The sequence below is a fragment of the Mycolicibacterium vulneris genome (genome assembly GCF_002104765.1).
GTDB classification, from domain to species: Bacteria; Actinomycetota; Actinomycetes; order Mycobacteriales; family Mycobacteriaceae; genus Mycobacterium; species Mycobacterium vulneris.
Genome location: NZ_NCXM01000011.1, coordinates 155210 through 177274, shown reverse-complemented (window position 1 = coordinate 177274; position 22065 = coordinate 155210). Strand labels below are relative to the sequence as shown.

The following is a 22065-nucleotide window of genomic DNA, read 5'->3' as shown; positions in this document are numbered from 1 at the left end:
CCTATACGCCGACCCCGACGAGCACGCCGCCGCCGCCCCCGCCACCGCCGCCACCGCCGGTGACGACGACCACAACCACCACACCGCCGTTCCAGTTGCCGCAGCTGCCGTGCATCCTGCCGGCGCCGTTCTGCCCGCCGAGCTCCAGCCCCGCCACACCGCCGCCGCAGCAACCCCAGCCGGGGCCCGGTCCGGTGCCGACCTCGCCGCCACCGGCCAGTTGACTTCGCCTGCCAGCGAAATTCACCGCTACACTGGCGTGCCGTGATGATCACCCTGGACCATGTAAGTAAGAAATACAAAGCGTCGGCCCGCCCGGCGTTGGAAGACGTCAACGTCAAGATCGACAAGGGTGAATTCGTCTTTCTGATCGGCCCCTCGGGGTCGGGCAAGTCCACCTTCATGCGGCTGCTGCTCGGCGCGGAGAACCCGACGAGCGGCGACGTCCGGGTGTCAAAGTTCCACGTCAACAAGCTGCGCGGGCGAAACGTCCCGAAGCTGCGCCAGGTCATCGGCTGCGTTTTCCAGGACTTCCGCCTGCTGCAGCAAAAGACGGTCTACGAGAACGTCGCGTTCGCGCTGGAAGTGATCGGCAAACGAACCGACGCGATCAACCGGGTGGTACCGGAGGTGCTGGAAACCGTCGGCCTGTCCGGCAAAGCCAGTCGGTTGCCCCACGAGTTGTCCGGTGGTGAGCAGCAGCGGGTGGCGATCGCCCGCGCGTTCGTCAACCGGCCGCTGGTCCTGCTGGCGGATGAGCCGACGGGCAACCTCGACCCAGATACCAGTAAGGACATCATGGATTTGTTGGAGCGGATCAACCGCACGGGGACGACGGTGCTGATGGCCACGCACGATCACCACATCGTCGACTCGATGCGCCAGCGCGTGGTCGAGTTGTCGCTGGGCAGACTGGTTCGCGACGAGCAGCGCGGCATTTATGGGATGGACCGCTAAGTGCGCTTCGGTTTCCTACTCAACGAGGTCCTGACCGGGTTTCGTCGCAACGTCACGATGACGGCCGCGATGATCCTGACGACCGCGATATCCATCGGCCTGTTCGGCGGCGGTCTGCTGGTGGTCCGGCTAGCCGACAACTCGCGGGAGATCTACCTCGATCGCGTCGAGACCCAGGTGTTCCTGACCGACGACATCTCGGCCAACGACACGACGTGCGCGTCCGCGCCGTGTAAGGCGCTGCGCGAGAAGATCGAAGCGCGGCAAGACGTCAAATCGGTGCGGTTCGTCAACCGGCAGGACGCCTACAACGACGCGATCAAGAAGTTCCCGGAGTTCAAGGACGTTGCGGGTAAGGACTCGTTTCCGGCGTCGTTCATCGTCAAACTGAACAATCCCGAACAGCACGCGGAGTTCGACGCCGCGATGCAGGGCCAGCCCGGGGTGCGCAGCATCCTCAACGAGAAGGACCTCATCGACCGGCTGTTCGCCGTCCTGGACGGCCTGCGCGACGCCGCGTTCGCCGTCGCCCTGGTGCAGGCCGTCGGGGCAATCCTGTTGATTGCCAACATGGTGCAGGTCGCCGCTTACACCCGGCGCACCGAGATCGGGATCATGCGGCTGGTGGGTGCCAGCCGGTGGTACACCCAGCTGCCCTTCCTGGTGGAGGCGATGCTGGCCGCGGCCATCGGTGTGGCGATCGCGGTCGTCGGACTGATGCTGGTTCGGGCATTGTTCCTGGACAACGCGCTGAGCCAGTTCTATCAAGCACATCTGATCGCCAAGGTCGATTACGCCGATATCCTCTACATCTCGCCGTGGCTGTTCCTGCTCGGCGTCTCGATGGCGGCGGTGACGGGGTATGCGACCTTGCGCCTCTATATACGGCGGTAGCTGTGGCCAAGGGTTCCGGCCGAGCCAAGGCGGCGGGCGGCAAAGGTGGCAGCAAACAAGTCATCGCCACCAATCGCAAAGCGCGGCACAACTATTCGATCATCGAGTTGTTCGAGGCCGGAGTGTCTTTGCAGGGCACCGAGGTGAAAAGTCTTCGCCAGGGCCAAGCATCGTTAGCTGACGCGTTCGCAACGATCGACGACGGCGAAGTTTGGTTGCGTAACTTGTACATTCCGGAGTATCAGCACGGTAGCTGGACCAATCATGAGCCGCGTCGAAACCGAAAGTTGTTGTTACATAGGCAACAAATTGACAGGCTGGTCGGCAAGATACGAGATGGTAACCTCGCGTTGATGCCGCTGTCTCTGTATTTCTCCGAGGGCAAGGTCAAGGTCGAACTTGCCCTTGCGCGCGGTAAAAGGGCTTACGACAAGCGCCAGGACATGGCGCAGCGCGATGCACAGCGCGAAGTGGTTCGTGAGATGGGCCGTCGAGCAAAGGGCATGACCTGATCGGGGCGGCGTACGCCCAGCTGTCTGCCGTTACGTACGGAGTCAGCGATTTCGTGGGCGGTGTAGCAGCTCGGCGAGTGGCCGCGCTGCGCGTAATGCTGGTCGCCTACCCGATTGAGACGCTGTTGCTGGGCGTGATGGCCGTGTTCGTCGGCGGCCCTATTCACGCGGGCGCCGTTCTGTGGGGATGCCTTTACGGGATCGGCATGGCGTTCGGTATGTGGGCGTTCTTCGCGGCCCTTGGCTCCGGGCCGATTTCGGTTGTCTCACCGTTGGCGGCCGTGCTCAATGCCGCGGTACCAGTCGCCGTGGGTATGGCGCTGGGGGAACGGCCCGGGCAGGCGGCCCTGGTGGGCGTCGTCCTGGCGCTGGGCGCGGTGATGCTCGTCAGTCGCGAGGCCCCCGCCGAGGGCACGCCCTATCGTTTCACGCCAAAAGTGGCCTGGCTCACAGTGGTTGCGGGCTCGGCGATGGGGTTGAACCTGGTGTTCCTGCACCAGGCGCCACACGTGTGCAAGCTTTGGCCCCTGGTCTTCGCCCGGGTGGCGGCCAGCCTGGTGGTGTTCGCCATGGCCAAAACCAGCCAGAACCTGGTGATGCCGCGCGGACGGCCGTTCAAACTGGCCGTGGCCGTCGCGGTGCTCGATATCTTCGCCAATATCACCATGTTGGCGGCTCTGCACACCTGGCTGCTGTCGCTGGCCAGCATCCTGATCTCGCTGTACCCGGCCGCGACGGTCGTGCTGGCGATGGTGGTGCTGCGTGAGCGGGTGACCCGCTTGCAGGGCATCGGCATGGTCCTCGCCATGGGCTCCGTGGCGATGATCGCGTCCGCCTGACGGCACCGAGGCGCCTGCTGCTGATTGATCGGCCTACGATCCTGACCATGGCCGATCGTCCCGTCACCAAACTCGATAAGTCCGCCGTGCTCTCCGGTCTCTTCGCGGTGTGGGACGACATCGACGCGCTACTCGCCGGGTTGTCCGAAGCGCAATGGCGGGCGGCGAGCCCGCTGCCGGGCTGGGACGTCAAAGCCTTGGTGGCGCACATGATCGGCACCGAGTCGTTCCTCGCTGGCATCGCCGCACCCGAGCCCGATATCGACGTCTCGACGCTGCAGCATGTGCGCAACGACGTCGGTGTGATGAATGAGTGCTGGGTCCGCCATCTGAGCGCCCACGCCGACGCCGACGTGCTGGAAAGCTTCAGGGCGATCACCACCGATCGGCGCGAGGCGCTGACGAGCCTGTCCGCCGAGGAATGGGACGCGGTGACGCTGACTCCGACGGGCCCGGATTCCTATGGGCGGTTCATGCGGGTCCGCGTGTTCGATTGCTGGATGCACGAACAAGACATGCGCGTGGCGTTGGAACGCCCGCCGTCCGACGACGAACTGGCCGGCCCCGCGTCGTCGCTGGCCGTCGACGAGATCGCCGCGACGATGGGCTACGTCGTGGGCAAGCTGGCCAAGGCGCCCGACGGTTCCCGCGTCCAGTTCGACCTCACCGGACCGCTGGCCCGCACCATCCGGGTCAGTGTCGACGGCCGGGCCGCGGTGGTCGACGACTTCGCCGGCCAGGACCCGACCGCGACCATCCGTTTGGACGGGCTGCAGTTCACCAGGCTGACCGGTGGCCGCCCGATGTGTCCGGCCCGGAACCAGGACATCGAGCTCGGCGGCGATCGCGACATCGCGGCACAAGTCGTAGAGCGGCTCAATTTCGTTATCTGAGCGCGTGTTTGGCCCCGGCTCAATTCGGTTATGGCCCAAAGCCATCGAAGCGACATATCTCACACCTCGGGGCCCGGGGTGGGCCGGCGCCGCGTGGATGGGTAGCCGATTGCGTGAGCGCACCTTGCGCCGACAACCATCGTCAAGGCCAGGAGGCCCAAAATGACTGCACCCGATACCACGAGACTGCTCGCGCAACTGCGCACGCTGCTCGATCTGACCAACACCGAGATTCAAATCGCGGAGACCCGCGTCGCCCAGGCACGCACCGAGGCGGTGCGCCGCGAGCTGTCCCAAAATGCCGGCAACGGCCGCGACAGGGCCGAAGCCATCGAGTCGGCGATCCGCGATCTCGGTGGTTACCCCGACGTGATCGGCCCCTTCCTGGGTCGCGCCGCCGCGGCGGTCAAGGCCCTGACCGAGCAGGCCGAACCGTTCGATGAGGCCCTGTTGGGTGACCTTGCGCTCGAGGACCAGCTCCTGGACCGTGCGCGCTACACCAAAGCGTTGGCAGTCGCCGCGAGGCGGCAGGACATCGTCGACCTCGCCGACCGTTTGATCACCGCGCACGCCGCGACCGTGGACTGGCTGACCACCGTGCTCGCCGAGGATGCGCTCGGCGGACCGGCGGCGCTGCGCCGGACCCCGTTCCAGATGGCCGCCGGCACCGCGGTGAAACTGGTCAACCTGCCGGTCACCTGGTCTGCCCGCGGCGTGGATCGGGCCGTGGACGCGCTGCGCTCCACCGGTCCGGCGATCAACGACCTGGTAAAGCGGGGCGGCAATGCCAGCGAGATCGCCGCGAAGGCGCTGTCCGCATCGCAGACCGCCGCCCTGCGGGCCGCGGAGCGGGTCACCCGCTCGGAGGGCGCGGATCGGGCCGCCGACGCACTGCACACGAGTCGCGCCACCGTCGGCGTGCTGGATGAGTCCGAGTTGCCCATTCCCGACTACGACGACCTCAACGTGAACGACGCGGTGGCCGCGATCAAGGAGCTCACCACTCCGAACGACGTGCGTGTGGTGATCGCTTATGAAGAGGGACACAAGAACCGGCAAGGCGTCGTCTCGGCGGCGCAGGCCCGGGTTGCTGCCATCGCCCAAGAGGTGGTGGGCATCAACTAGCGGATTCGCAACTGCGGACGAGTACCCCCGGCGCCATCACGCCGGGGGACTCAGCTTTCCGGCGGGGAAGATAATTGCGTTGCCGCTGGTTGATAGACAGGTACCATTGATATTCCTGCCGAAACTCGGTGGGGTGCGAGGGGCTGAAAGGTTTCGACTTCGCGCATCGAATCAAGGGAAGCGTGCCGGTGCAGGCAACTGACCACCGTAAGCGTCGTTGCAAACAGATAAGCGCCGATTCACATCAGCGCGACTACGCTCTCGCTGCCTAAGCGACAGCTAGTCCGTCAGACCGGGAAAGCCCTCGACCCGGAGCCTGGCGTCAGCTAGAGGGATCCACCGATGAGTTCGGTCGCGGGACTCATCGGGACACCAACAGCGACTGGGATCGTCATCCTGACTTGTTCGCGTGATCAGGAGATCCGAGTAGAGGCATAGCGAACTGCGCACGGAGAAGTCTTGAGGGAATGCCGTAGGACCCGGGTTCGATTCCCGGCAGCTCCACAAAAGAAGATGCAGCTCGAAGGACAATCCTGCGGTACCCCCACCGGGAAGTTCATCTTCGGGCGTGACCCTGGCGGTGCCGCATTGATTTGCGGGGGGATCGGCAGACCTAACGTCTGGGTCGCGGCTCGGTACCCGGTGGTTGGCGTTCGACAAATTGGTGGCACGGGGTGCGCCAGTTAGCGCATCAAACACACCGCGATCGAGTCACTGCCCGCCGTAGAAGTCGATTGTCAGGCAGACTCAACCCCGTCCGATGTCTCGGATAGTTGAGCGCGACATGTTCGAACGCACCGACGATCCGAGACAGCAGGGATGAGGGACGTGGCCGACGACTAGGACTGTTAAAGCAGGGGCTACTTGTCCAATCTGCGCACGATTTTGCGGGCCGTTTCGTCGGGACAATTAAAGCCGGCCTCGCTGAGCTGCTCTTGAACCGCCTGCACCTTCTCGTCCTCGCTGACGTCGGCAGGGATGTGAAGACCGTCCGGGAACTTGTCCTCCAGGTACCGCGCCATCCGCTGCTCGATCTCGTCGATCCAGTCGTCATCGTCCGCCATGCAGCCACGGTATCGCCGTGGGTAACGGCAAAGCCATCGGTTGAGCTAACAGCCAGGCCGATCAGGACGTGCGTTGAGCGTGAGCGCATGGTGAGCAGATTGAGGGGAAAGTTACAGGCATCTGTGTAGTTGAGTCTGATGCGCGTCGCCGTCCCGCTGCCCTAGGCCGAGCGGGCGGTGCGACATACATCGGGTCCCCTGGGTTGTGCGATTGCAGCAGCAAGAACTAGCGGGCCGAGTACCTGCTTCAACGTTATTGCGTACAGTCGCAATGCACTTGGCACCAACCCAATGTGATGGCGCGGTTACACGGTCAGATCCACCCGCAGCGCCAGGTGCTCATCGAGTATCCGGCGCAGGGCGGCGTCCATCGGGTGTGCGGATGCGAGGTCGCGGCCCAACCGGCTGTCCACTGCGACTACCGCGCCCTCATGCAATTCGGCGGTGTCGACCTGATCGACGAACGGATCGAATAATGCGGGCGGGGTGGCCAGGTAATACAGCGCCCGGCGCGACTCGTTCAACCCCGCGGCATATATCAGCCCGTGTTGGGTGATCACGAAGAGTTCCGAGGTGATCAGGGCGTTCGGGATTTCGGCTTTGGCCCATGCCGTTGCGACGCACCGGGTCTGTGCCAATCTGTCGGGAACGTCGTCCGACAGAGTGAATAACCTTTCGACGAGTGCTCCACCCGTTCGCGGATATGCGTCGATGGCGAGTCTGAAGAACCGCTGGAAGATCTCGCCGAAGAAGTCGTGCAGTTGCTCGGTCATCGCAGCTCCCAGGTTTTAGACCGACACCTCAATTGTGCGCCCGTACCGTCAGGTGAGCACCGTGAATTATGCGGCCGCAGCGCCGCTTCGATCGCCCACCCGCCTCCGAATGTCGTCTCGATCATGTCGTTCTTCTCCTCCGAATCGGCCACTCTCAGCACGTGGTGGTATTCGCCCAGCATGGCCAGCATCGGGCGCACCCACGGCGTTTCGTCGACCACCACCCAGTCGCGCACGCCCCGCGGGAGCACGACCTCCTCGAAGAATCCGCGGCCGCCGCACGAGAACAGCGCGACCGCACCGGGAGGCCACCGTTGCTGGCCCGCGATGTCCATCATCCGATCGGTGTCCCCGCGAATCGACATCATCGCGTCGCGGCCGAGCTTGCGGTCCTCGGCCATCGGCCGGAACTCGTGCAGCTGACTATCCACCTCGCCATCGCGTATGCGTCAGCCACGCACCTGGCCAGAAAGTCCCGCTCCCGGTCCTCATCCGGTGTCGTCATGTCGAGCTCCTCGCACGTCCGTCATATCGGTGGGCACACGGACTACCTTGCCCCGCAGAACCGGCGCGAACCTCCGCACAGCAGAACGAGGTTGTGGCGTTCGAATAGACTTCGGAGACCCAACGTCACCCGGCCGCCCGGCGCTCCAGCTGAACGAGTCGCCCGGTCCGGACGCCGAACGTGGTGTTGACGCGGTGAATATGACAGATTCGGCGGACTCGCGCTTGAGCGCTGCCGGAGCGTCGTCAGGTGCAGGTGACATTGACGCGGCGGGATTGCTTGCCGATTTCGCGTCGTGGAATGTGGAATGCAGCGTTCCTCAGCTCACCTGCATATTTGCGGTTCTATTACCGGCAGCTCCACTCGACACCGGGGGCGTGCGACCCGACGTGTCACAGGCCCCTGATGACAAAATGGCGCGGCGCATCTCGCGCCGCGGGGCCGAAGTCTATTAACACGTGCGCGACGCAGCATCTTCTACATGACCAATGTGAATCCTCAAACCGCGCCACAGACACCGGTGCCGAGTGGTGTAACGCCCGACCTCGACGGCATCGTCGTGGGCGACGGACCGGCGAATGTCGAGGCGTACATCGACTTTCAATGTCCGTTCTGCAGGCAGTTCGAGTTGTCGGCCAAGTCCACTTTGGACACGCTGTTGGCGCAGGGGCTGATCAGCCTGGTCCGCCATCCGATGAACTTCCTCGACGAGATATCGCCCACCCGCTACTCGTCGCGTGCTGCAGCGGCTTCCGCGGCGGCGTCCGACGCCGGGATGTTTCATCAGTACGCCCACGTACTGTTCGAAAATCAGCCGCCCGAGGGCGGCCCGGGTCTTAGCGACGGACAGCTGATCGAACTCGGCGAGGGAGTCGGCATCAGCGACCCCCAGTTCGCGGCGACCATCCGCCAGGGCACCTACCTGCCGTGGCCGTCGTTTGTCACACAGCGCGCGATTGCGCGGGGTGTCGCAGGGACACCTAGCGTGTTCGTCGACGGTATTCCCGTCCCGGCCAGGCCCGGCCCCATCGTTGCGGCCGTCGAGCGCGTTCTCCCCTAACCTGGCAGCTTTGCGGCCAGCGCGTCGGCCGTTTCGAGCAGTGGCGTTGTCTCGAACAGGTAATCAGCACCCCGAAACGGGTTCGATTCCCGGCAGCTCCACAGAGAAAGGACTAGTCAGGGCTGGCCGTTTCCCTGGCATCGATTCGTGCCAGTCAGCATCACAACGCGGGACCTCACGAATGCTTGGCGGCGAAGTGGTAGTCGGCGGCCGCACCGCCGGCTTCGATCCTCACGGAGTATCGGCCTGGTGCGAGGCTGAGCGGCCCCATCGGGCTGCACCCGTCGTAGATGCCGCGGTCGTTGAGTGCCCCGTCGGCATCGACCACGGACCATTGGAACCCGTTGACTTGACGACAGGTTCCCTCGGGGGTGAACGTCCACGTTTGCCCGGGCGTGACGGTGAAGGCGAGGTAATGCCGCGTGGCCGCGTTCACGTGTCCGGCGTTCGACGCCGCCTGGTTCAGATTTTGGTGGACGTCGCCCGGCGTGGTCCGCCAAGTGATGCCGTACTGTCCGTCGCCGGTGATCACCAGCTGGTAGCTGCCGGCGCCGGCGAATGCGACACGGCCGAGGTCTGTGCATCCGTCGACGCCGCCGATCGGGTCGGCGAACGAACCGGTGGACGACGAGATCGTGTACCTCACGTTCTTTCCCGTCGGTGTGCACAGACTTCGGATGTCGGCCACCTGCCCGGGTTTCGCGGTGAACTCGTAGGTCACCGGCTGGTCATTGCGGACGGCGCCGCTGACCGAAAGACCAGGGCCAAAGCCCTTGGCGTTCAACGGTTCACCGGCTACCGCGGTGACCGTCTGCTCGCGGGACACCTGCGCCGCCGTATCGGCCAGCGCCGGGTTGCCGGTGACGGACACGTCGAACACGCACGCCGCCAGGATCGCGTCGCCTATCACACCGGCGGAGGTGCACACGTGCCGCGCTTGATCTGTCACCGCGGGAGAGAACGGCGGCCGCGGGACCGGGAAGGCGCGGTTGGTGAAGGTGTCGGTCGATTGGTCTGGTCCGTACGGAAACAGACTGTCGCTCTGGCTGATTCGCCATGCGTCGCCGAACTGCGACCGGATGACGTCATCGGGCGAATTGACCGGAACCACCCTGCCGTCCGGTCGCGTCAGGTCATCGGCGGGGTCGCCGTTGAACGTGCCGAACAGGCCGCGCGGTTTGTCCCCGTTGGCTTTGTCGGACGGAGAGAACGACACCCGCAGACCCCAGTAGCCTGACTCGTCGACGTACAGTTCCGATCCGTCGGGCCAGTGCACGGTGTAAGAGCTGCCGACGAAGATCGCTTCGGCTGCCGTGGCCGAAACCGTGACGCCGCCGAGAAGAGTCGAGGTGGAGCCCCGGCCCACGGCGACGGCTTCGTGCTTGGCGCCGTGGCTGATGGTCAGTCGCCCGTTGTCGAGGACGAACGCCACCCTCTCGGCGTTGTTTCCCGCCGCCGCGGCGGTCACCATCGATGCGGATTGCGAGTCCGGCACCGGTGCGGTGCGCAGCTGCACCTTCGGCGCGTCGGCGTTGTCCGAGGTGTACGCCGTGAACTCGCCGACCTGCTGCACGTCATAGATCAAGCCGTCGGTGGTGGTGATGTGCGGGTCGCCGAACGCGTTGTTGCCTGCCTTTTTCTTGTTGTTCTGCTGTTCCTGTTTCTTGCAGTCCTGAAATGATCCCGGCCCGACGTTGCCGCCGTTGTACGTCTTGCGATCGCCCAATCCCGTTGCGCGCCGGAACATGTTCTCGGCTGCTACCGCGCGCCACTCCGCATACTTGACGCCGTTGCATGTGTTGTCCAGCTCGCTGCGTGGAAGTCCGTTGGGCCCATCGTCGGCCGCATGTTGCAGCTCGTGGTAGAGCACCTCACACGGGCTCGCCGTGATGCCGTCCTTGGTGATGACCTGGTCGGGGTCCCAGTAGATGATGACCTGCCCCTCGATCACGCTGGTTCCCGTGCCGGCGCCGTCCGGGCCGACGTCGGTCGTCTCTACCTGCACCGGCGGGGTACCGGGGCCATTGGACTGGCGCCACAGGCCCGTCGGGTCGGTGGTAGCGAACACTTTTTCGCATGCGGCCAGCCCCGGCTCGGCGCCCGAGTCGGCCGTGACATCGGCCAGCGCTGTGGGTTTCGCGTTTCCGGCGATGACGGTCAACGCGCAGACGGCCACGACGGCGCACGAACGGCGCTTCACGGCGCGACCTCGAATTCGACAGCGGCCAACGCGGACGGGGTTACGCACGTCTCGGCGGAGCCGACAACCGGCGCTAGACGCGCGGTCACCTTGTACTTGCCGGGCGGATCCAGTTTCCAACTGGTCAGGATCGCGTCGCCGGCGCCTGTTGGTCGCGAAACAACAAGTACCGCTGGGCTATTCGCCAACGCCTTGATGTCCAGTGGCACGGTCGTCTCCGCGTCGGGCGGGACGTCTTTCAGGCTGCGATTGACCACATCGCCGATTCCGCCGTAATAGGTTGCATTACCCGCGTTACCGACCACGACCTCGGCGTCGCGCGTGACCGACACGACATCGACCGAGCCCACGGGCGAGGTGGGCAGCTTGCACGTCGTGGTGCCGTTGTTGTGCAGCACCATGTTGAGTTTCGGTGCGGTCCCTCGCGGATACTGCGGCTGAGCGGTTCGTAGCACGACGCCGACGACAGCCTGCTGCTGAGCATTCGGTGAAGAAGTCTTTTCGCGGTCCACGCCGTGGCACGCGGTTACCAGCAGTCCTGCAACGAGGAACGCGAACATCGGTCTCCGCATATCGCACCTCCTGCCAGTGACGGTACGAGAGCGGTGCGTGCAATTCGCGCGTATTGGGCTACGTGTTTTTCGGATGATGGAAGTCCTGGCGGGCGCTCGTCGCGCTGCAAGCCCAGATGGAACGTCACCCGCACGCGGTATGGCGAAGCTACTCAAGGGGTTTGAGGGCCATATCAACGCCGGACGGGACCGATTGTCGCGACCTATGGCTGCGTAGCAGTGATGGTGGCGGCCGATCCGCCGTCACACGGATGGTCGGGGTCAGGCCTTTCAGCTCGGATTGCTTGTTCGGTCTGCCACGGGGTCGTTCCATTCGATTAGAGTTAATTCATGGGTGGCGAACTTATCGAGATCCGGATAACCCACCCGCGGGAATTCATTCAGCGGACGCCCGAGGCCGTCCACCCGCGGCTGCTGGACTGGCAGGTTGACGCCCAGGGCAGGCACGTCGCCTGGCGGTACCGGATAACCCGCTACGAGCAGGACGGCCAACCGAGGTGGTGGTTGGACGGGACCGGCCAGCACCCGTGGACCAGCGACGACGTTGAGTACCTGAAGGACGTGGCCGAGCACCACGCCGGTCGGCTTTTGCGCAGGCAGCGGTGGCGGCCCAACAGCATGTACAACGGCCAGGAGCCGCCGCTGTGGCTAGGTGGTCGAGGGTGGTCTTCGTAGGTGACCCTCTTGACGCCGTGAAGACGCTAGGACGTAACCGCAGGTAACGAACGGGTAGTCAGACGACATGCTGGCCGCTAGAGCGTCGGGCTCGATTCCCGGCAGCTCCACAGAAGATATGCGAATTACAACAGGCCGAGTTCTCGCGCGCGGCTGACCGCCGCGCTGAGGTGCTCAACGCGGGCTTGAAAGCCTCACGCCACCAAGCAGTCTCGAGATGACCACCGTTACCCCGATCTATACCGGAGTTGCCGCACAGATCGGACACTACGCCGACGAGTTGACCGTATAGGTTTGGGGCACAAAAATTTTCGTCTCCGGAACGCCCGGGGTTCAAGAAGACGACACCCTGCCCGAGCACTTCACCGAAGAAGCCCGCCAGTGCTGGGCCAACGTCGAAAACGCACTCCGCAAGGCCGGCGCGAGCTCATCGACATCGTCTACATGCGCCAATGGGTCACCAGCCGTGACCATGCGTCCGCCTACCTGGCGGTGAGCAAAGAGTTCATCCGGCACCAACCCGCCGCCACGTTCAGCATCATTGACGGGCTGGCGTGGCCCAACATCCGCGTGGAAGTCGAAGTCACCGCCATCCTGCCGGCATGAGCTCATGAGCGACTTCCCAATCGTCAACTTGTCCACGACAAACTGCTGACCACGACCCGCTCGGTGCGCAAACGTCTCGATCCGACCAAACCTGTTCCCATCGGCCTGATCCGGAGGCGATGGTTTGGCGTGAATTTGGTTGGAAGCCAAGGCTGCTCCGCCGCATCGCCGACACCGCTACGCCGCACCACCACCATCGCAGCGAAGATGAGTTTGTGTCGCCGCTGCCGCTGCAGCGTCGGTCTGGCGGCCACCCCGGGAATCAAGTCGACCGCTATGGCGTTCGGCTAGCCGTGGCGCATGCGATGAGATGCCTTAGTATCAGCCCATCGAGCATTCCTAATCGGGGGGCACGGTGTTGAGGCTTCTCAAGCGGACATGGGTTCCGCTGGTCGTGGTTGTGGCACTGCTCATCGGCGGAGTTGCGGTTCTCCGACTCAACGGCGTCTTTCCGGGACCTGGCCTGCCCAAGCCCGATCCCCGGGATGCGACTCCGCCGTACGCGGCCAAGACCGCCGTCTATGAAATCCTGGGACCGCCCGGGACGACCGGCGTCGTCAACTGGATGGATGCGGATTCATTACCGCAGAAGGCCAGCTTCACCACTTTGCCGTGGTCCAAGACGATCGTCGCCCAGATGCCCGGCATCTTCGCCTACGTCGTCGCCCAAGGCGACAGTCCCTTCATCGGCTGCCGCATCACCGTTGACGGCAAATTGGTCGATCAACAACAGGCCAACAACCGGAACGCGCAGGTTTCCTGCTTGGACAAGTCCGCGTGACCGACGACACGAGCGACACGGAAGAAATCCCCGTCGCGCAGCGCACCGAAGTGGAGCGCAAATCGCGTCTAGCCCGCACCATCCGCGTTTTGGCGCTGCCGATCGTCGTGGTCTGGCTGCTGATCGCGGTCGGCGTCAACGTCTTCGTCCCACAGTTGGAGAAGATTGCCGAGGACGTCTCGGTGCCGCTCTCGCCGTCCGACGCGCCGTCGGTGACCGGGATGAAGCACATCGGGAAGAAGTTCAAGGAGTACGACTCCGACAACCTCGTCCTGGTGACGCTGGTCGGTGACAAACCTCTCGGCGAGGACGCTCACCGGTATTACGACGACCTGGTCCAGAAGCTGCAGCGGGACCATGAACACGTCGAACACGCGCTGAATTTCTGGGGCCAGCGATTTACGTCCTCCGGTGTCGAGAGCTACGACCACAAGGCCGCATATGTCCAGGTCAACCTACGCGGTGACCAGGGCGGAGCCGTCGGCGACAAATCGGTTGCCGCGGTTCGCAAAATAGTCGCGGACTCGAAGCCGCCGGCGGGGGTGAAGGCCTACGTCGCCGGCCAGGGAGCCCTGACCGCCGACACGATCGTTGTCGGCGACGCGAGCCTGGCCAAGATGACGATCATCACCATCATCATCATCGCGATCATGCTGATGTTCGTCTATCGATCCATCGGCACGGTGCTGCTGACGATGGTCATCTTGTTCGTCGGGCTGGCTACCGGCCGCGGCGTGGTAGCGCTGCTGGGCGAAACCGGCATCATGGGGCTGTCGACCTTTGCCGTCAACTTGCTGACGGCACTGGCCATCGCGGCGGGTACCGACTACGCGATATTCATGGTCGGCCGCTACCAGGAGGGCCGCGAACGGGGGTTGGACCGCGAAGCCGCCTACTACGACACCTTCGCCGGTGTCACCAAGGTGGTGCTGGGCTCGGGTTTGACCATCGTCGGGGCGCTGGCCTGTCTGAAATTCACGCGGCTGCCGTACTTCAGTTCGCTGGCGTTTCCGTGCGCAGTGGGTCTGCTGGTGGTAGTGGCCGCCGGCGTCACGCTGACGCCGGCGCTGATCGCCTTCGCAAGCGGCTTCGGCCTGTTCGACCCGAAGCGCGAGTTCAACTACACCCGGTGGCGCCGCTTGGCGACGGCCATCGTGCGGTGGCCGGCGCCCATCCTCGCCACCTCCGTCATCCTGGCGATCGTCGGCGCAATCGGCTTGATGGGCTTCACCCCGCGCTACAACGATCTGTACTACCTGCCGCAGAGCGCGTCGTCGGTGCAGGCGTACACCGCGGCCGATCAACACTTCACCCAGGCCCGTTTGAACCCGGACCTGCTGATGATCGAATCGGACCACGATCTGCGCAATCCCAGAGACATGCTGGTCCTGGACAAGATTGCCGGCGCCATCTTCCGGGTGCCCGGCATCGAACGGGTGCAGAGCATCACCAGGCCTCTCGGTCCGCCAATTCAAGACGGATCCATTCCGTTCCAGCTCAGTGTGCAAAGCGCGCCGATCCGCAGCAACTTGAACTACCTGAAGGACCGTGTCGGCGACATCAAGAAGATCACTGGTTTCCTCGACACTCAGATCGCCCTGTTAGAGCGCCAGTACGCGGTGACCCAGAGGCTTGCGAACGCGGCGGACGACAGCTCGAAAACCACCGGGGAGACGGCGGCGATCACGGACGAAATCCGGGACCACATCGCGGATTTCGATGACTTCTGGAGACCGATTCGCAGCTACTTCTACTGGGAGAAGCACTGCTACAACATCCCGATCTGCTGGTCGCTACGAAGCCTGTTCGACGCCTTGGACGGCTTCGATCAGCTGGCCGAAAAGTTCCACGCCCTCACCAGCGACCTCACCGACACAGCCAAGGCCACGCGCGAATTGCTGGCGATCATTCCCGAGAATATCGCTGTCTCGAAGTCCATCCGGGATACGACGCTGACCATCTACAGCTCATTCGACAGCCTGATCGATCAGTTCGACAGGCTGACAGACACGAACGCCGTGATGGGCAAGTCTTTCAACGACTCTCAGGTGGAAAGCCTGTTCTACCTGCCGCCCGAGATCTTCCAGAACCCAGACTTCTTGCTGGGGTTGAGCTTGATGGTGTCGCCGGACGGCAAGGCCGCTCGCTTCATCATCACTCACGCTGTGGATCCGGCGACGGCGAAGGGAATCGCGTCCGTCGATCAGGAGCGCCAAGCCGCCAAGGAGGCGCTGAAACTCACCTCGCTGGAGAACGCCGACATCTACCTCGGCGGTACGGCCGCAACGTTTTACGACATCGCCAACGGCGCCAAGTACGACCTGATGATCGCCGGGGTGGCCTCGATCGTGCTCATCTTCATCATCATGGTGATCGTCACCCGCGCTTTGGTCGCGGCGGGTGTCATCGTCGGCACCATCGTGATGTCGTTGGGGGCCGCCTTCGGGTTCTCGACACTGATCTGGCAGCACCTTGGTAATTTCCAGTTGCACTGGGTGGCAACCGAATTCGCGTTGATTGTGCTCTTGGCGGTGGGATCCGACTACAACCTGATGCTGGTGTCCCGAATCGAGGAGGAGATCGGAGCCGGCCTGAAAACGGGACTCATCCGCGGCATGGGTGTGACCGGCCCGGTGGTGACTGCCGCCGGTGTGGTGTTCGCCGTGACCATGGCCACGATGATCACCAGCGATCTCCGGGCGATCGGCCAATTCGGCACGACGATCGGCATCGGCCTGCTGTTCGACACCTTCGTCGTCCGATCGCTCATCACGCCATCGATCATGACGGTGATGGGACGCTGGTTCTGGTGGCCGAAGCGGGTACGCGTCCGGCCGGCCAGCCAGATGCTTCGGTCCGTGGGGCCGCGCCCCCTGGTTCGTGCGCTGTTGTACCACCCGCGGCACGGGGCTGCGTCGGGTCCGCAGACGTAGTGTCAGCTATGCCCGCCTAGCCATTGGAGGAGAGCGCCGCCTTGGCGGCTTCGCGCCGAGCCTTCTCCTTCGCGTGGGCCGAGCAGCAATGCCCCATATCGCAATGGAACCGGTCACTGCAATCATGCGAACAATAGACTGATGCGGCCGGGAGCCACTCCGGATCGGACAGGTCACGCGGTCGGTCGTTCGCATCGAACGTATGGCCGCAATGTATGCAGACCTTGGTCTTGGTCTTGACCATATCGCTCAGCGTACGCGCCATGGCCCTAAATCGAAGCTGGTTTCAGATCGATGGCGAAGAATTTAGGTTGCGCAAAGCAGATGGCGTGCAATTCATTTATGCCAACGAACTAACTATCGCGCGACCTTAGCCATTCACGCTTCACGGCGGCGCATTACTCACCCGGGTGAATAGCTCGTTGGGGTGATGACAGCTCACCCCGCCCGGCGGCAATCTCAGTACGACGAGGGCGGGGCGGGAGTGAGCGTTAGGAGAACCAGGAAGGGAACCGCATATGCATTTTGAAGGCAAGAAGGTCATTGTTGTCGGCGGCAGTGCCGGCATGGGCCGCCGCTTCATCCCCTGGGACGGGTCGGCGCCCCCGCCGACGTCGCCAACACCGTCACGTATCTGCTCTTCGAGGCGGCCAGTTGGGTAACCGGGGCAATTCTCGACGTGGACGGTGGCATCATGGCTGGCCACAACTAACCCGACGAAGGTCCTGTCCCGGTAGCGAGCCGGAACGAAACATTCTGGCGCGCAGGGCAATTAACCGCAATAGGCGAAGGGGCATCCGTGTCACGCTAATACAACAAGAACCCGGCCGTGGTCCCCGAACTATGCAAACGCTTCGGCGTGAACTTGCCCGGTGAACATTTGGCAGTTAACCCCTAGGGCTCGAAATCCCCTTAGCCCCAACCGATGCCGACAGGCTAGTAGCCAGTCAAACGCAACCCTGAAAGGTCCCCGCCTCACGCCGATCAGGTGTCGATTCACTCACCGGTGACGGCCTCGCAAACGCCCTTGCCGGCGCCGATGTCGTGGTTGACGTCGCCGACTCACCATTGTTCGACGATGAACCCGTGATGCACTTCTTCACGACGACGACCACGAATCTCCTCTCAGCCGAACGGGAAGCCGGAGTCAAACATCATGTGGCGTTGTCGGTAGTGGGCGCGCAGGTCATGCCGGATAGCGGCTACAACACCGCTAAAGCAGCTCAGGAAATCCCCTGCAGCTTCGCCCTCACGTTGGCGTGCGTGCCCGGGCAACCGATGCTTGAAGGGGTTACCGAACAGGAGCTCGATCGAGGGCTGGGCTATGACGGCTCGTGACGCCGTCAAGGCCCGAAAGCACAGGTAACGAGCGGTATGGAACGGGAACGAAATCGAAGGCACCGGCTGGTCGGACAGCATATTGTCATATGACGGCGCCGCCAAATCGTGCACGCCCGAAACCGCATCACGCCAACGTGTATCAAATGAGCGCTTTTGTCGCGGAGGCACAATTTGGTTTGCTTGGGATGACCACCAGTGAACCCGGTGAAGAACTTCGCAGCTAGAACGAGGAGCCCTCATGACCTATCGCCGTCTTGCTTGGGCGCTCGGCGCGGTGGTGGCGACGGCCATCATTCCCGTCCAGGCACATGGCGAGCCGCCGACGAAGTGTCTGACCAACACCCCCAAGGGCAAGCAGGTCTACGTGCCCTGCGATCTGCTCAACGCCGGCGCCAATTTCCCGCCGGGGCAGCGTTGTCCTCCACCGCTCGAGCAGTACCCGAAAGATGTGGCGGACTGGTGTGGCGAAGGCCCAGGCCTTGCGAGTACCACGCCTACGAGCCCTACGAGCCCTACGAGCCCTACGAGCCCTACGAGCCCTACGAGCCCTACGAGCCCTACGAGCCCTACGAGCCCTACGAGCCCTACGAGCCCTACGAGCCCTACGAGCCCGGTACGGCCTACGAGCCCAACGAGTCCTGCGACTCCAACCAGTCCTGCGACCCCAACGACGAGTCCCGCCACCCCAACGAGTCCCACGAGCCCGGCGGCTCCGGGCAATGCGCAGTGACGATGTCCTGCATGAGTTGTTTCACCGGGGCTAGACGCCTCGCGCTGGGAATGATCCGATCAGCAGCCGATGAAGCTGCCACCTGCGGGGCAGTTGGGGATGTTGACAATTGGAATGCAGCTCGACGTCGTCGTCGAGACGGCGAAAGCGAGCACCAGCCCTAACAAAATCTTCTTCCCCCTGGCCATAGCTGGGGACTCTACGGCAGGAGCGGAAATCGCCTTGGCGATTTTCGCAGATCAGCCCGTTCATCGCCGGGTGCGATTCCGGACCGCCCCACAACGGGAAGCGCTGGTCAAGCGGCTAAATGCACCGAGCGCCGAACGTCCGTCGACATTGGCCATCAAGATAGGGATGCGGTAAGCGTCCGCCGATTCTTGACGAAGCCGCGGCGCCGAAACCTATGCTGCCCGCATGACCGAGTTCCGTGCGTCGCCGCCGCCGGATTTGCCCGGGATTCCCTCGGCCGAGGGGCCCCTGCCCGACCCGGATCAATTGGTCGGTCGCCCCCGCGCGTTGATCGTAGACTTACTCGGCGAATTGCACGGCCCGCTGTTCTACGCCGACTTCAACGGCGGTTTCAGAAAGCTCTACGCGTGCTCACTGGAACTCGTGACCGAGCTTTGCGACGAAAGTCGCTTCGCCAAGAACCTGACGCCGACCCTCGCCCGAGTCAGGCCGTTGGCCGGTGACGGTCTGTTCACGGCCTACCACGGCGAACCGAATTGGCAGCGCGCCCACGACGTGCTGTTACCGGGTTTCAGTTACGCGGGTCTGCGCACCTACCACGCCGCGATCGTGGACATCAACTGCAAACTGATCGAGCGGTGGGACGCCAGCGCGGGGGTCGGGCCGGTGGACGTGTCGAATGACTTGCAGAAGCTGGCCATGGACACCGTGGCGCTCGCGGGATTCGGTTCGCGCTTCGACTCTTTCGACTGTCCCGGCCTGGCTCCGATCCCACAGAGCTTCACTACCGCCCTCGGTGAGCTCGTATCAGACGAGCCGACGCCGGTGTTCATCGAAGAATTGGCCACGTTGCACACGTTCATCGACGGACTCATAGCCGAGCACCGATCCGGCGACCGTGAGTTTGACGACCTGTTGGCGCTTATGCTGCAACAGGATCCGAGCGGCAAACCGGTACTGGACACCGAGAATATTCGTAATCAGATCATGACCTTCCTGATCGCCGGGCAGCTCACCACGTCGGAGTTGATGCCCAACACGCTCTACAACATCGTCAGCGATCCGACGGTGCTGCACCGGGTGCAGGCCGAGGTGGACAGCGTTTTCGGAACCGTAGACGACTACTTGCCCGGCTACGACGACATCGGCAAGCTGACCTATCTGCGGCAGGTGATCGAGGAAACCCTGCGGCTGTCTCCGCCGGTGCTGAATTTCGATCGAATGGCCTTGGAAGACACTGTGATCGGCGGCAAGTATCCGATCAAGCGCGGCGAGGCGGTCACGGTACTCACCGGCGCATTGCATCGCCAGCCGCAGTGGGGCGACAATGTCGAACTCTTCGATCCCGAGCGGTTCGCTCCCGAACGTTCGGCGGGCCGGCCGACCGCGCTGTTCAAACCCTTCGGAACCGGGGCACGATCCTGCATCGGCCGGCAGTTCGCGCTGCATGAGGCGGCCATGGCGGTGGCCCGGGTAGTACATCGCTACCGGCTCATCGACACCTACCACTATGTGCCGCAATGGGAAACCCCCACCAGTCGTCGGCCGGTCGGATTCCGTCTCGATGTCGTCCGGCGCACCCCACAGGAGCGCCAGGCCGATACACCAGGCGTTGAGGGCGTCGCCACCCAGAACGAAGCGCAGCACCCGACGGCGATCATGGCCGGCACCCGGCTGACCGTGTTTCACGGCTCCAACCTTGGTACGTGTCGTGCCCTGGCCCGCCAATTCGCCGACGATGCAACAGCACTGGGCTGCACGGCCACGGTGGCCCCCCTCGACGATGCCGTCGGCGGTTTCCCCGAAGCCGAGGCGGTCCTGATCATCGCGTCCTCCTATAACGGACAGCCGACCGACGACGCGCGCGCCTTCCTCAACTGGCTGCTCGACGCGAATACCACGCTGAATCCAGCACCCAACGTCGCGGTTCTCGGTGTGGGTGACCACAACTGGGCGGACACCTATCAAGTGATCCCGCGGCGCATCGACGAGCGCCTCGGCGAGCTGGGAGCCAACCGACTGGTCTCGCGGGCAGCGGCCGACACCTCGGGAGATATGGTTGGCACGATCGAAGAGTTCGCAGCCGCGCTGTGGTCATCGTTGGCCGAACGCTTCGGAGACCCCGACGCCGCGCCGCTCACGGATGCGGCCGAGCCGCTCTACGAGCTGCGCCGGATCGTTGGCCCGGTCACGGCGGCGATGGACGCACGGTCGTCGGTGATCCCGATGACCATCGTCGAGAACACCCAACTGGTCAGCCCCGGGGTGGGTCAAGCCAAAACCAATGTCCGCGTGGAGCTTCCGGACGGAATCGACTACCGAACGGGCGATCACCTCACGGTGATGGCCGACAACCCACCCGAGGTAGTCGACGCGGTGTTGGCGCAACTCGGCATCGACCCTGGACTGCGGCTGGCGATCAATCCCCGGCGCAGCTCGCGGCGGCTGATCGCGCTGGACCGAGAGGTCAGCGCGCGAGAACTTCTCACGCACTTCGTCGAATTGCGGAAACCGGTGACCAGCAGTCAATTACGCAGCCTTGCGGTGGCCAACAGCAGTCCTTCAGAGCGCCAGCGGCTCAACGAACTGGCCGAGGCTCCAGACGGCTGTCCGCTCAGCGTGTTGGAGTGCCTCGACGAATACCCGGCTTGCGTTCTCACCGGTGCCGAACTTCTCGAACTACTGGATCCGATGGTGCCTAGGCACTATTCGATCGCATCATCGTCAATGCTGTCGCCCCGCACCGTAGGACTGGTCGTCAGTGTGCTCGACGCGCCGGCCCGTTCCGGTCACGGCCTGTTCAAAGGTGTCGCGTCCAACTACCTCGCGACAGTCCAACCCGGACAGGTGATCCGGGCCCGCGTGGACCCGGCTCGGCAGGCGTTCCGCGCCGGTGCCGATCCGGCCAAGAACGTGATCCTGGTCAGCGCCGGTACCGGCGTCGCACCGTTCCTCGGTTTCCTCGGTGACCGACTCGCCGCACAACAGGCCGGCGCACCGGTGGAGCCCGCGTTGTGCTTCTTCGGGGTGCGTGACCCGCAGGTCGATTACATCTTCCGAGACCGGTTCGAGCAGGCCGAAGCGATCGGTATCGTGCAGATGCGCCCAGCCTTCTCCCGTGCGCCCCAGGATGGGGCTCGCTACGTGCAGGACCGGATCGCCGCGGACGCCGACGAAGTGTGGAACCTGTTGGGCGACCCGGGCAAGGATACCCACGTCTACGTGTGCGGCGACGGCGCGCGGATGGCGCCGGCGGTGCGCGGGTCCTTCCTCGACATCTATCGGGCACGGACGGGTGCTGACAACGATCAGGCCCGCGATTGGCTGAACGGTCTCATCGAATCCGACCACTACGTCGAGGACGTGTGGGCCGGGTGAACTCGTTCGTTCTGAGGAGCCGTGGCCCGCATTGTTGC

19 protein-coding genes, 1 other RNA gene and 3 pseudogenes are annotated in these 22065 nt (G+C 63.8%); 17 read left to right on the top strand and 6 right to left on the bottom strand.

Annotated elements, in window-relative coordinates:
- From B8W69_RS13020 to ssrA, 8 genes and pseudogenes are all read left to right on the top strand, one after another.
- Nucleotides 1-224 (top strand): annotated as a pseudogene (locus tag B8W69_RS13020) (hypothetical protein); the annotation flags it as partial.
- Nucleotides 225-267: 43 nt separating this feature from the next.
- Entirely contained in the window at nt 268-957 is a 690-nt protein-coding gene (gene ftsE / locus B8W69_RS13015; protein WP_085290223.1) for a cell division ATP-binding protein FtsE, read from the top strand.
- Nucleotides 958-1851 (top strand): permease-like cell division protein FtsX, encoded by an 894-nt coding sequence (gene ftsX, locus B8W69_RS13010; RefSeq protein WP_085290205.1) that lies wholly within the window; start codon nt 958-960, stop codon nt 1849-1851.
- Between the two features lie 2 nt (nt 1852-1853).
- The gene (gene smpB / locus B8W69_RS13005) at nt 1854-2363 is read left to right on the top strand and encodes an SsrA-binding protein SmpB (RefSeq protein ID WP_044484454.1); all 510 of its coding nucleotides are present in this window, start codon (nt 1854-1856) and stop codon (nt 2361-2363) included.
- Nucleotides 2360-3202 carry an EamA family transporter gene (locus B8W69_RS13000; protein WP_110881914.1) on the top strand — a complete coding sequence of 281 codons (843 nt, stop codon included), beginning with the start codon at nt 2360-2362 and terminating at the stop codon, nt 3200-3202. The genes smpB and B8W69_RS13000 overlap by 4 nt, the downstream gene beginning before the upstream one ends.
- A gap of 47 nt (nt 3203-3249) precedes the next feature.
- Complete coding sequence (locus B8W69_RS12995; protein WP_085290203.1) at nt 3250-4095, top strand: maleylpyruvate isomerase family mycothiol-dependent enzyme; 846 nt, start codon at nt 3250-3252, stop codon at nt 4093-4095.
- 162 nt (nt 4096-4257) lie between these two features.
- Nucleotides 4258-5220 (top strand): hypothetical protein, encoded by a 963-nt coding sequence (locus B8W69_RS12990; RefSeq protein WP_085290202.1) that lies wholly within the window; start codon nt 4258-4260, stop codon nt 5218-5220.
- Between the two features lie 139 nt (nt 5221-5359).
- Nucleotides 5360-5727, top strand: a transfer-messenger RNA (tmRNA) gene (ssrA, locus tag B8W69_RS12985).
- Nucleotides 5728-6080: 353 nt separating this feature from the next.
- Here ssrA and B8W69_RS12980 read toward each other — a convergent pair.
- The 3 genes from B8W69_RS12980 to B8W69_RS12970 all read right to left on the bottom strand — a co-directional run bounded on the left by B8W69_RS12980 (nt 6081) and on the right by B8W69_RS12970 (nt 7488).
- The gene (locus B8W69_RS12980; RefSeq protein ID WP_085290201.1) at nt 6081-6284 is read right to left on the bottom strand and encodes a hypothetical protein; all 204 of its coding nucleotides are present in this window, start codon (nt 6282-6284) and stop codon (nt 6081-6083) included.
- Nucleotides 6285-6589: 305 nt separating this feature from the next.
- Nucleotides 6590-7057 carry a glucose-6-phosphate dehydrogenase gene (locus B8W69_RS12975; protein ID WP_085290200.1) on the bottom strand — a complete coding sequence of 156 codons (468 nt, stop codon included), beginning with the start codon at nt 7055-7057 and terminating at the stop codon, nt 6590-6592.
- Nucleotides 7054-7488: a hypothetical protein gene (locus tag B8W69_RS12970; RefSeq protein ID WP_085290199.1), complete on the bottom strand. Its 435-nt coding sequence runs from the start codon at nt 7486-7488 to the stop codon at nt 7054-7056. Before B8W69_RS12970 ends, B8W69_RS12975 begins: the two co-directional genes overlap by 4 nt.
- Nucleotides 7489-8043: 555 nt before the next feature.
- On the opposite strand from B8W69_RS12970, the gene B8W69_RS12965 reads away from it, so the two are divergent.
- Nucleotides 8044-8622, top strand: coding sequence for a DsbA family protein (locus B8W69_RS12965; protein WP_085290198.1), 579 nt, complete (start codon nt 8044-8046; stop codon nt 8620-8622).
- A 175-nt stretch (nt 8623-8797) separates the two neighbouring features.
- On the opposite strand, the gene B8W69_RS12960 is transcribed toward B8W69_RS12965, so the two are convergent.
- Both B8W69_RS12960 and B8W69_RS12955 read right to left on the bottom strand, forming a co-directional pair.
- A complete protein-coding gene (locus B8W69_RS12960) occupies nt 8798-10822 on the bottom strand; it encodes a VWD domain-containing protein (protein ID WP_085290197.1) in 2025 nt (674 codons plus the stop codon).
- Nucleotides 10819-11394, bottom strand: a complete 576-nt coding sequence (locus B8W69_RS12955; RefSeq protein ID WP_133057996.1) for a hypothetical protein — start codon at nt 11392-11394, stop codon at nt 10819-10821. The genes B8W69_RS12960 and B8W69_RS12955 overlap by 4 nt, the downstream gene beginning before the upstream one ends.
- Nucleotides 11395-11724: 330 nt before the next feature.
- Here B8W69_RS12955 and B8W69_RS12950 point away from each other — a divergent pair, with 330 nt between their 5' ends.
- The 4 genes from B8W69_RS12950 (at nt 11725) to B8W69_RS12935 (ending at nt 16389) form a co-directional block, all read left to right on the top strand.
- Nucleotides 11725-12069, top strand: a complete 345-nt coding sequence (locus B8W69_RS12950) for a hypothetical protein (RefSeq protein ID WP_085290195.1) — start codon at nt 11725-11727, stop codon at nt 12067-12069.
- Nucleotides 12070-12450: 381 nt separating this feature from the next.
- The gene (locus B8W69_RS31405) at nt 12451-12675 is read left to right on the top strand and encodes a RidA family protein (RefSeq protein ID WP_245843233.1); all 225 of its coding nucleotides are present in this window, start codon (nt 12451-12453) and stop codon (nt 12673-12675) included.
- Between the two features lie 358 nt (nt 12676-13033).
- The gene (locus tag B8W69_RS12940) at nt 13034-13456 is read left to right on the top strand and encodes an MmpS family transport accessory protein (RefSeq protein WP_181447388.1); all 423 of its coding nucleotides are present in this window, start codon (nt 13034-13036) and stop codon (nt 13454-13456) included.
- Nucleotides 13453-16389: an MMPL/RND family transporter gene (locus B8W69_RS12935; RefSeq protein WP_085290193.1), complete on the top strand. Its 2937-nt coding sequence runs from the start codon at nt 13453-13455 to the stop codon at nt 16387-16389. Before B8W69_RS12940 ends, B8W69_RS12935 begins: the two co-directional genes overlap by 4 nt.
- Before the next feature lie 16 nt (nt 16390-16405).
- Here B8W69_RS12935 and B8W69_RS12930 read toward each other — a convergent pair whose 3' ends face one another.
- On the bottom strand, nt 16406-16633 hold the full coding sequence (locus B8W69_RS12930; protein ID WP_085290222.1) for a ferric uptake regulation protein: 228 nt from the start codon (nt 16631-16633) through the stop codon (nt 16406-16408).
- A gap of 330 nt (nt 16634-16963) precedes the next feature.
- On the opposite strand from B8W69_RS12930, the pseudogene B8W69_RS12925 reads away from it, so the two are divergent.
- The 4 genes and pseudogenes from B8W69_RS12925 to B8W69_RS12905 form a co-directional block, all read left to right on the top strand.
- Nucleotides 16964-17101, top strand: a pseudogene (locus B8W69_RS12925) (SDR family oxidoreductase); the annotation flags it as partial.
- Nucleotides 17102-17355: 254 nt separating this feature from the next.
- Nucleotides 17356-17619, top strand: a pseudogene (locus tag B8W69_RS12920) (SDR family oxidoreductase); the annotation flags it as partial.
- Between the two features lie 570 nt (nt 17620-18189).
- On the top strand, nt 18190-18624 hold the full coding sequence (locus B8W69_RS30925; RefSeq protein ID WP_181447387.1) for a hypothetical protein: 435 nt from the start codon (nt 18190-18192) through the stop codon (nt 18622-18624).
- 250 nt (nt 18625-18874) lie between these two features.
- Nucleotides 18875-22027 (top strand): bifunctional cytochrome P450/NADPH--P450 reductase, encoded by a 3153-nt coding sequence (locus B8W69_RS12905; RefSeq protein ID WP_085290191.1) that lies wholly within the window; start codon nt 18875-18877, stop codon nt 22025-22027.
- Nucleotides 22028-22065: the final 38 nt, after the last annotated feature.

What these genes read in the sequence shown, in the direction of transcription:
- ftsE (WP_085290223.1), top strand. Translation starts at nt 268, where the DNA reads ATGATCACCCTGGACCATGTAAGTAAGAAATACAAAGCGTCGGCCCGC.
- B8W69_RS12995 (WP_085290203.1), top strand. Translation starts at nt 3,250, where the DNA reads ATGGCCGATCGTCCCGTCACCAAACTCGATAAGTCCGCCGTGCTCTCC.
- B8W69_RS12990 (WP_085290202.1), top strand. Translation starts at nt 4,258, where the DNA reads ATGACTGCACCCGATACCACGAGACTGCTCGCGCAACTGCGCACGCTG.
- B8W69_RS12980 (WP_085290201.1), bottom strand. Translation starts at nt 6,284, where the DNA reads ATGGCGGACGATGACGACTGGATCGACGAGATCGAGCAGCGGATGGCG.
- B8W69_RS12975 (WP_085290200.1), bottom strand. Translation starts at nt 7,057, where the DNA reads ATGACCGAGCAACTGCACGACTTCTTCGGCGAGATCTTCCAGCGGTTC.
- B8W69_RS12965 (WP_085290198.1), top strand. Translation starts at nt 8,044, where the DNA reads ATGACCAATGTGAATCCTCAAACCGCGCCACAGACACCGGTGCCGAGT.
- B8W69_RS12955 (WP_133057996.1), bottom strand. Translation starts at nt 11,394, where the DNA reads ATGCGGAGACCGATGTTCGCGTTCCTCGTTGCAGGACTGCTGGTAACC.
- B8W69_RS12950 (WP_085290195.1), top strand. Translation starts at nt 11,725, where the DNA reads ATGGGTGGCGAACTTATCGAGATCCGGATAACCCACCCGCGGGAATTC.
- B8W69_RS12930 (WP_085290222.1), bottom strand. Translation starts at nt 16,633, where the DNA reads ATGGTCAAGACCAAGACCAAGGTCTGCATACATTGCGGCCATACGTTC.
- B8W69_RS12905 (WP_085290191.1), top strand. Translation starts at nt 18,875, where the DNA reads ATGACCGAGTTCCGTGCGTCGCCGCCGCCGGATTTGCCCGGGATTCCC.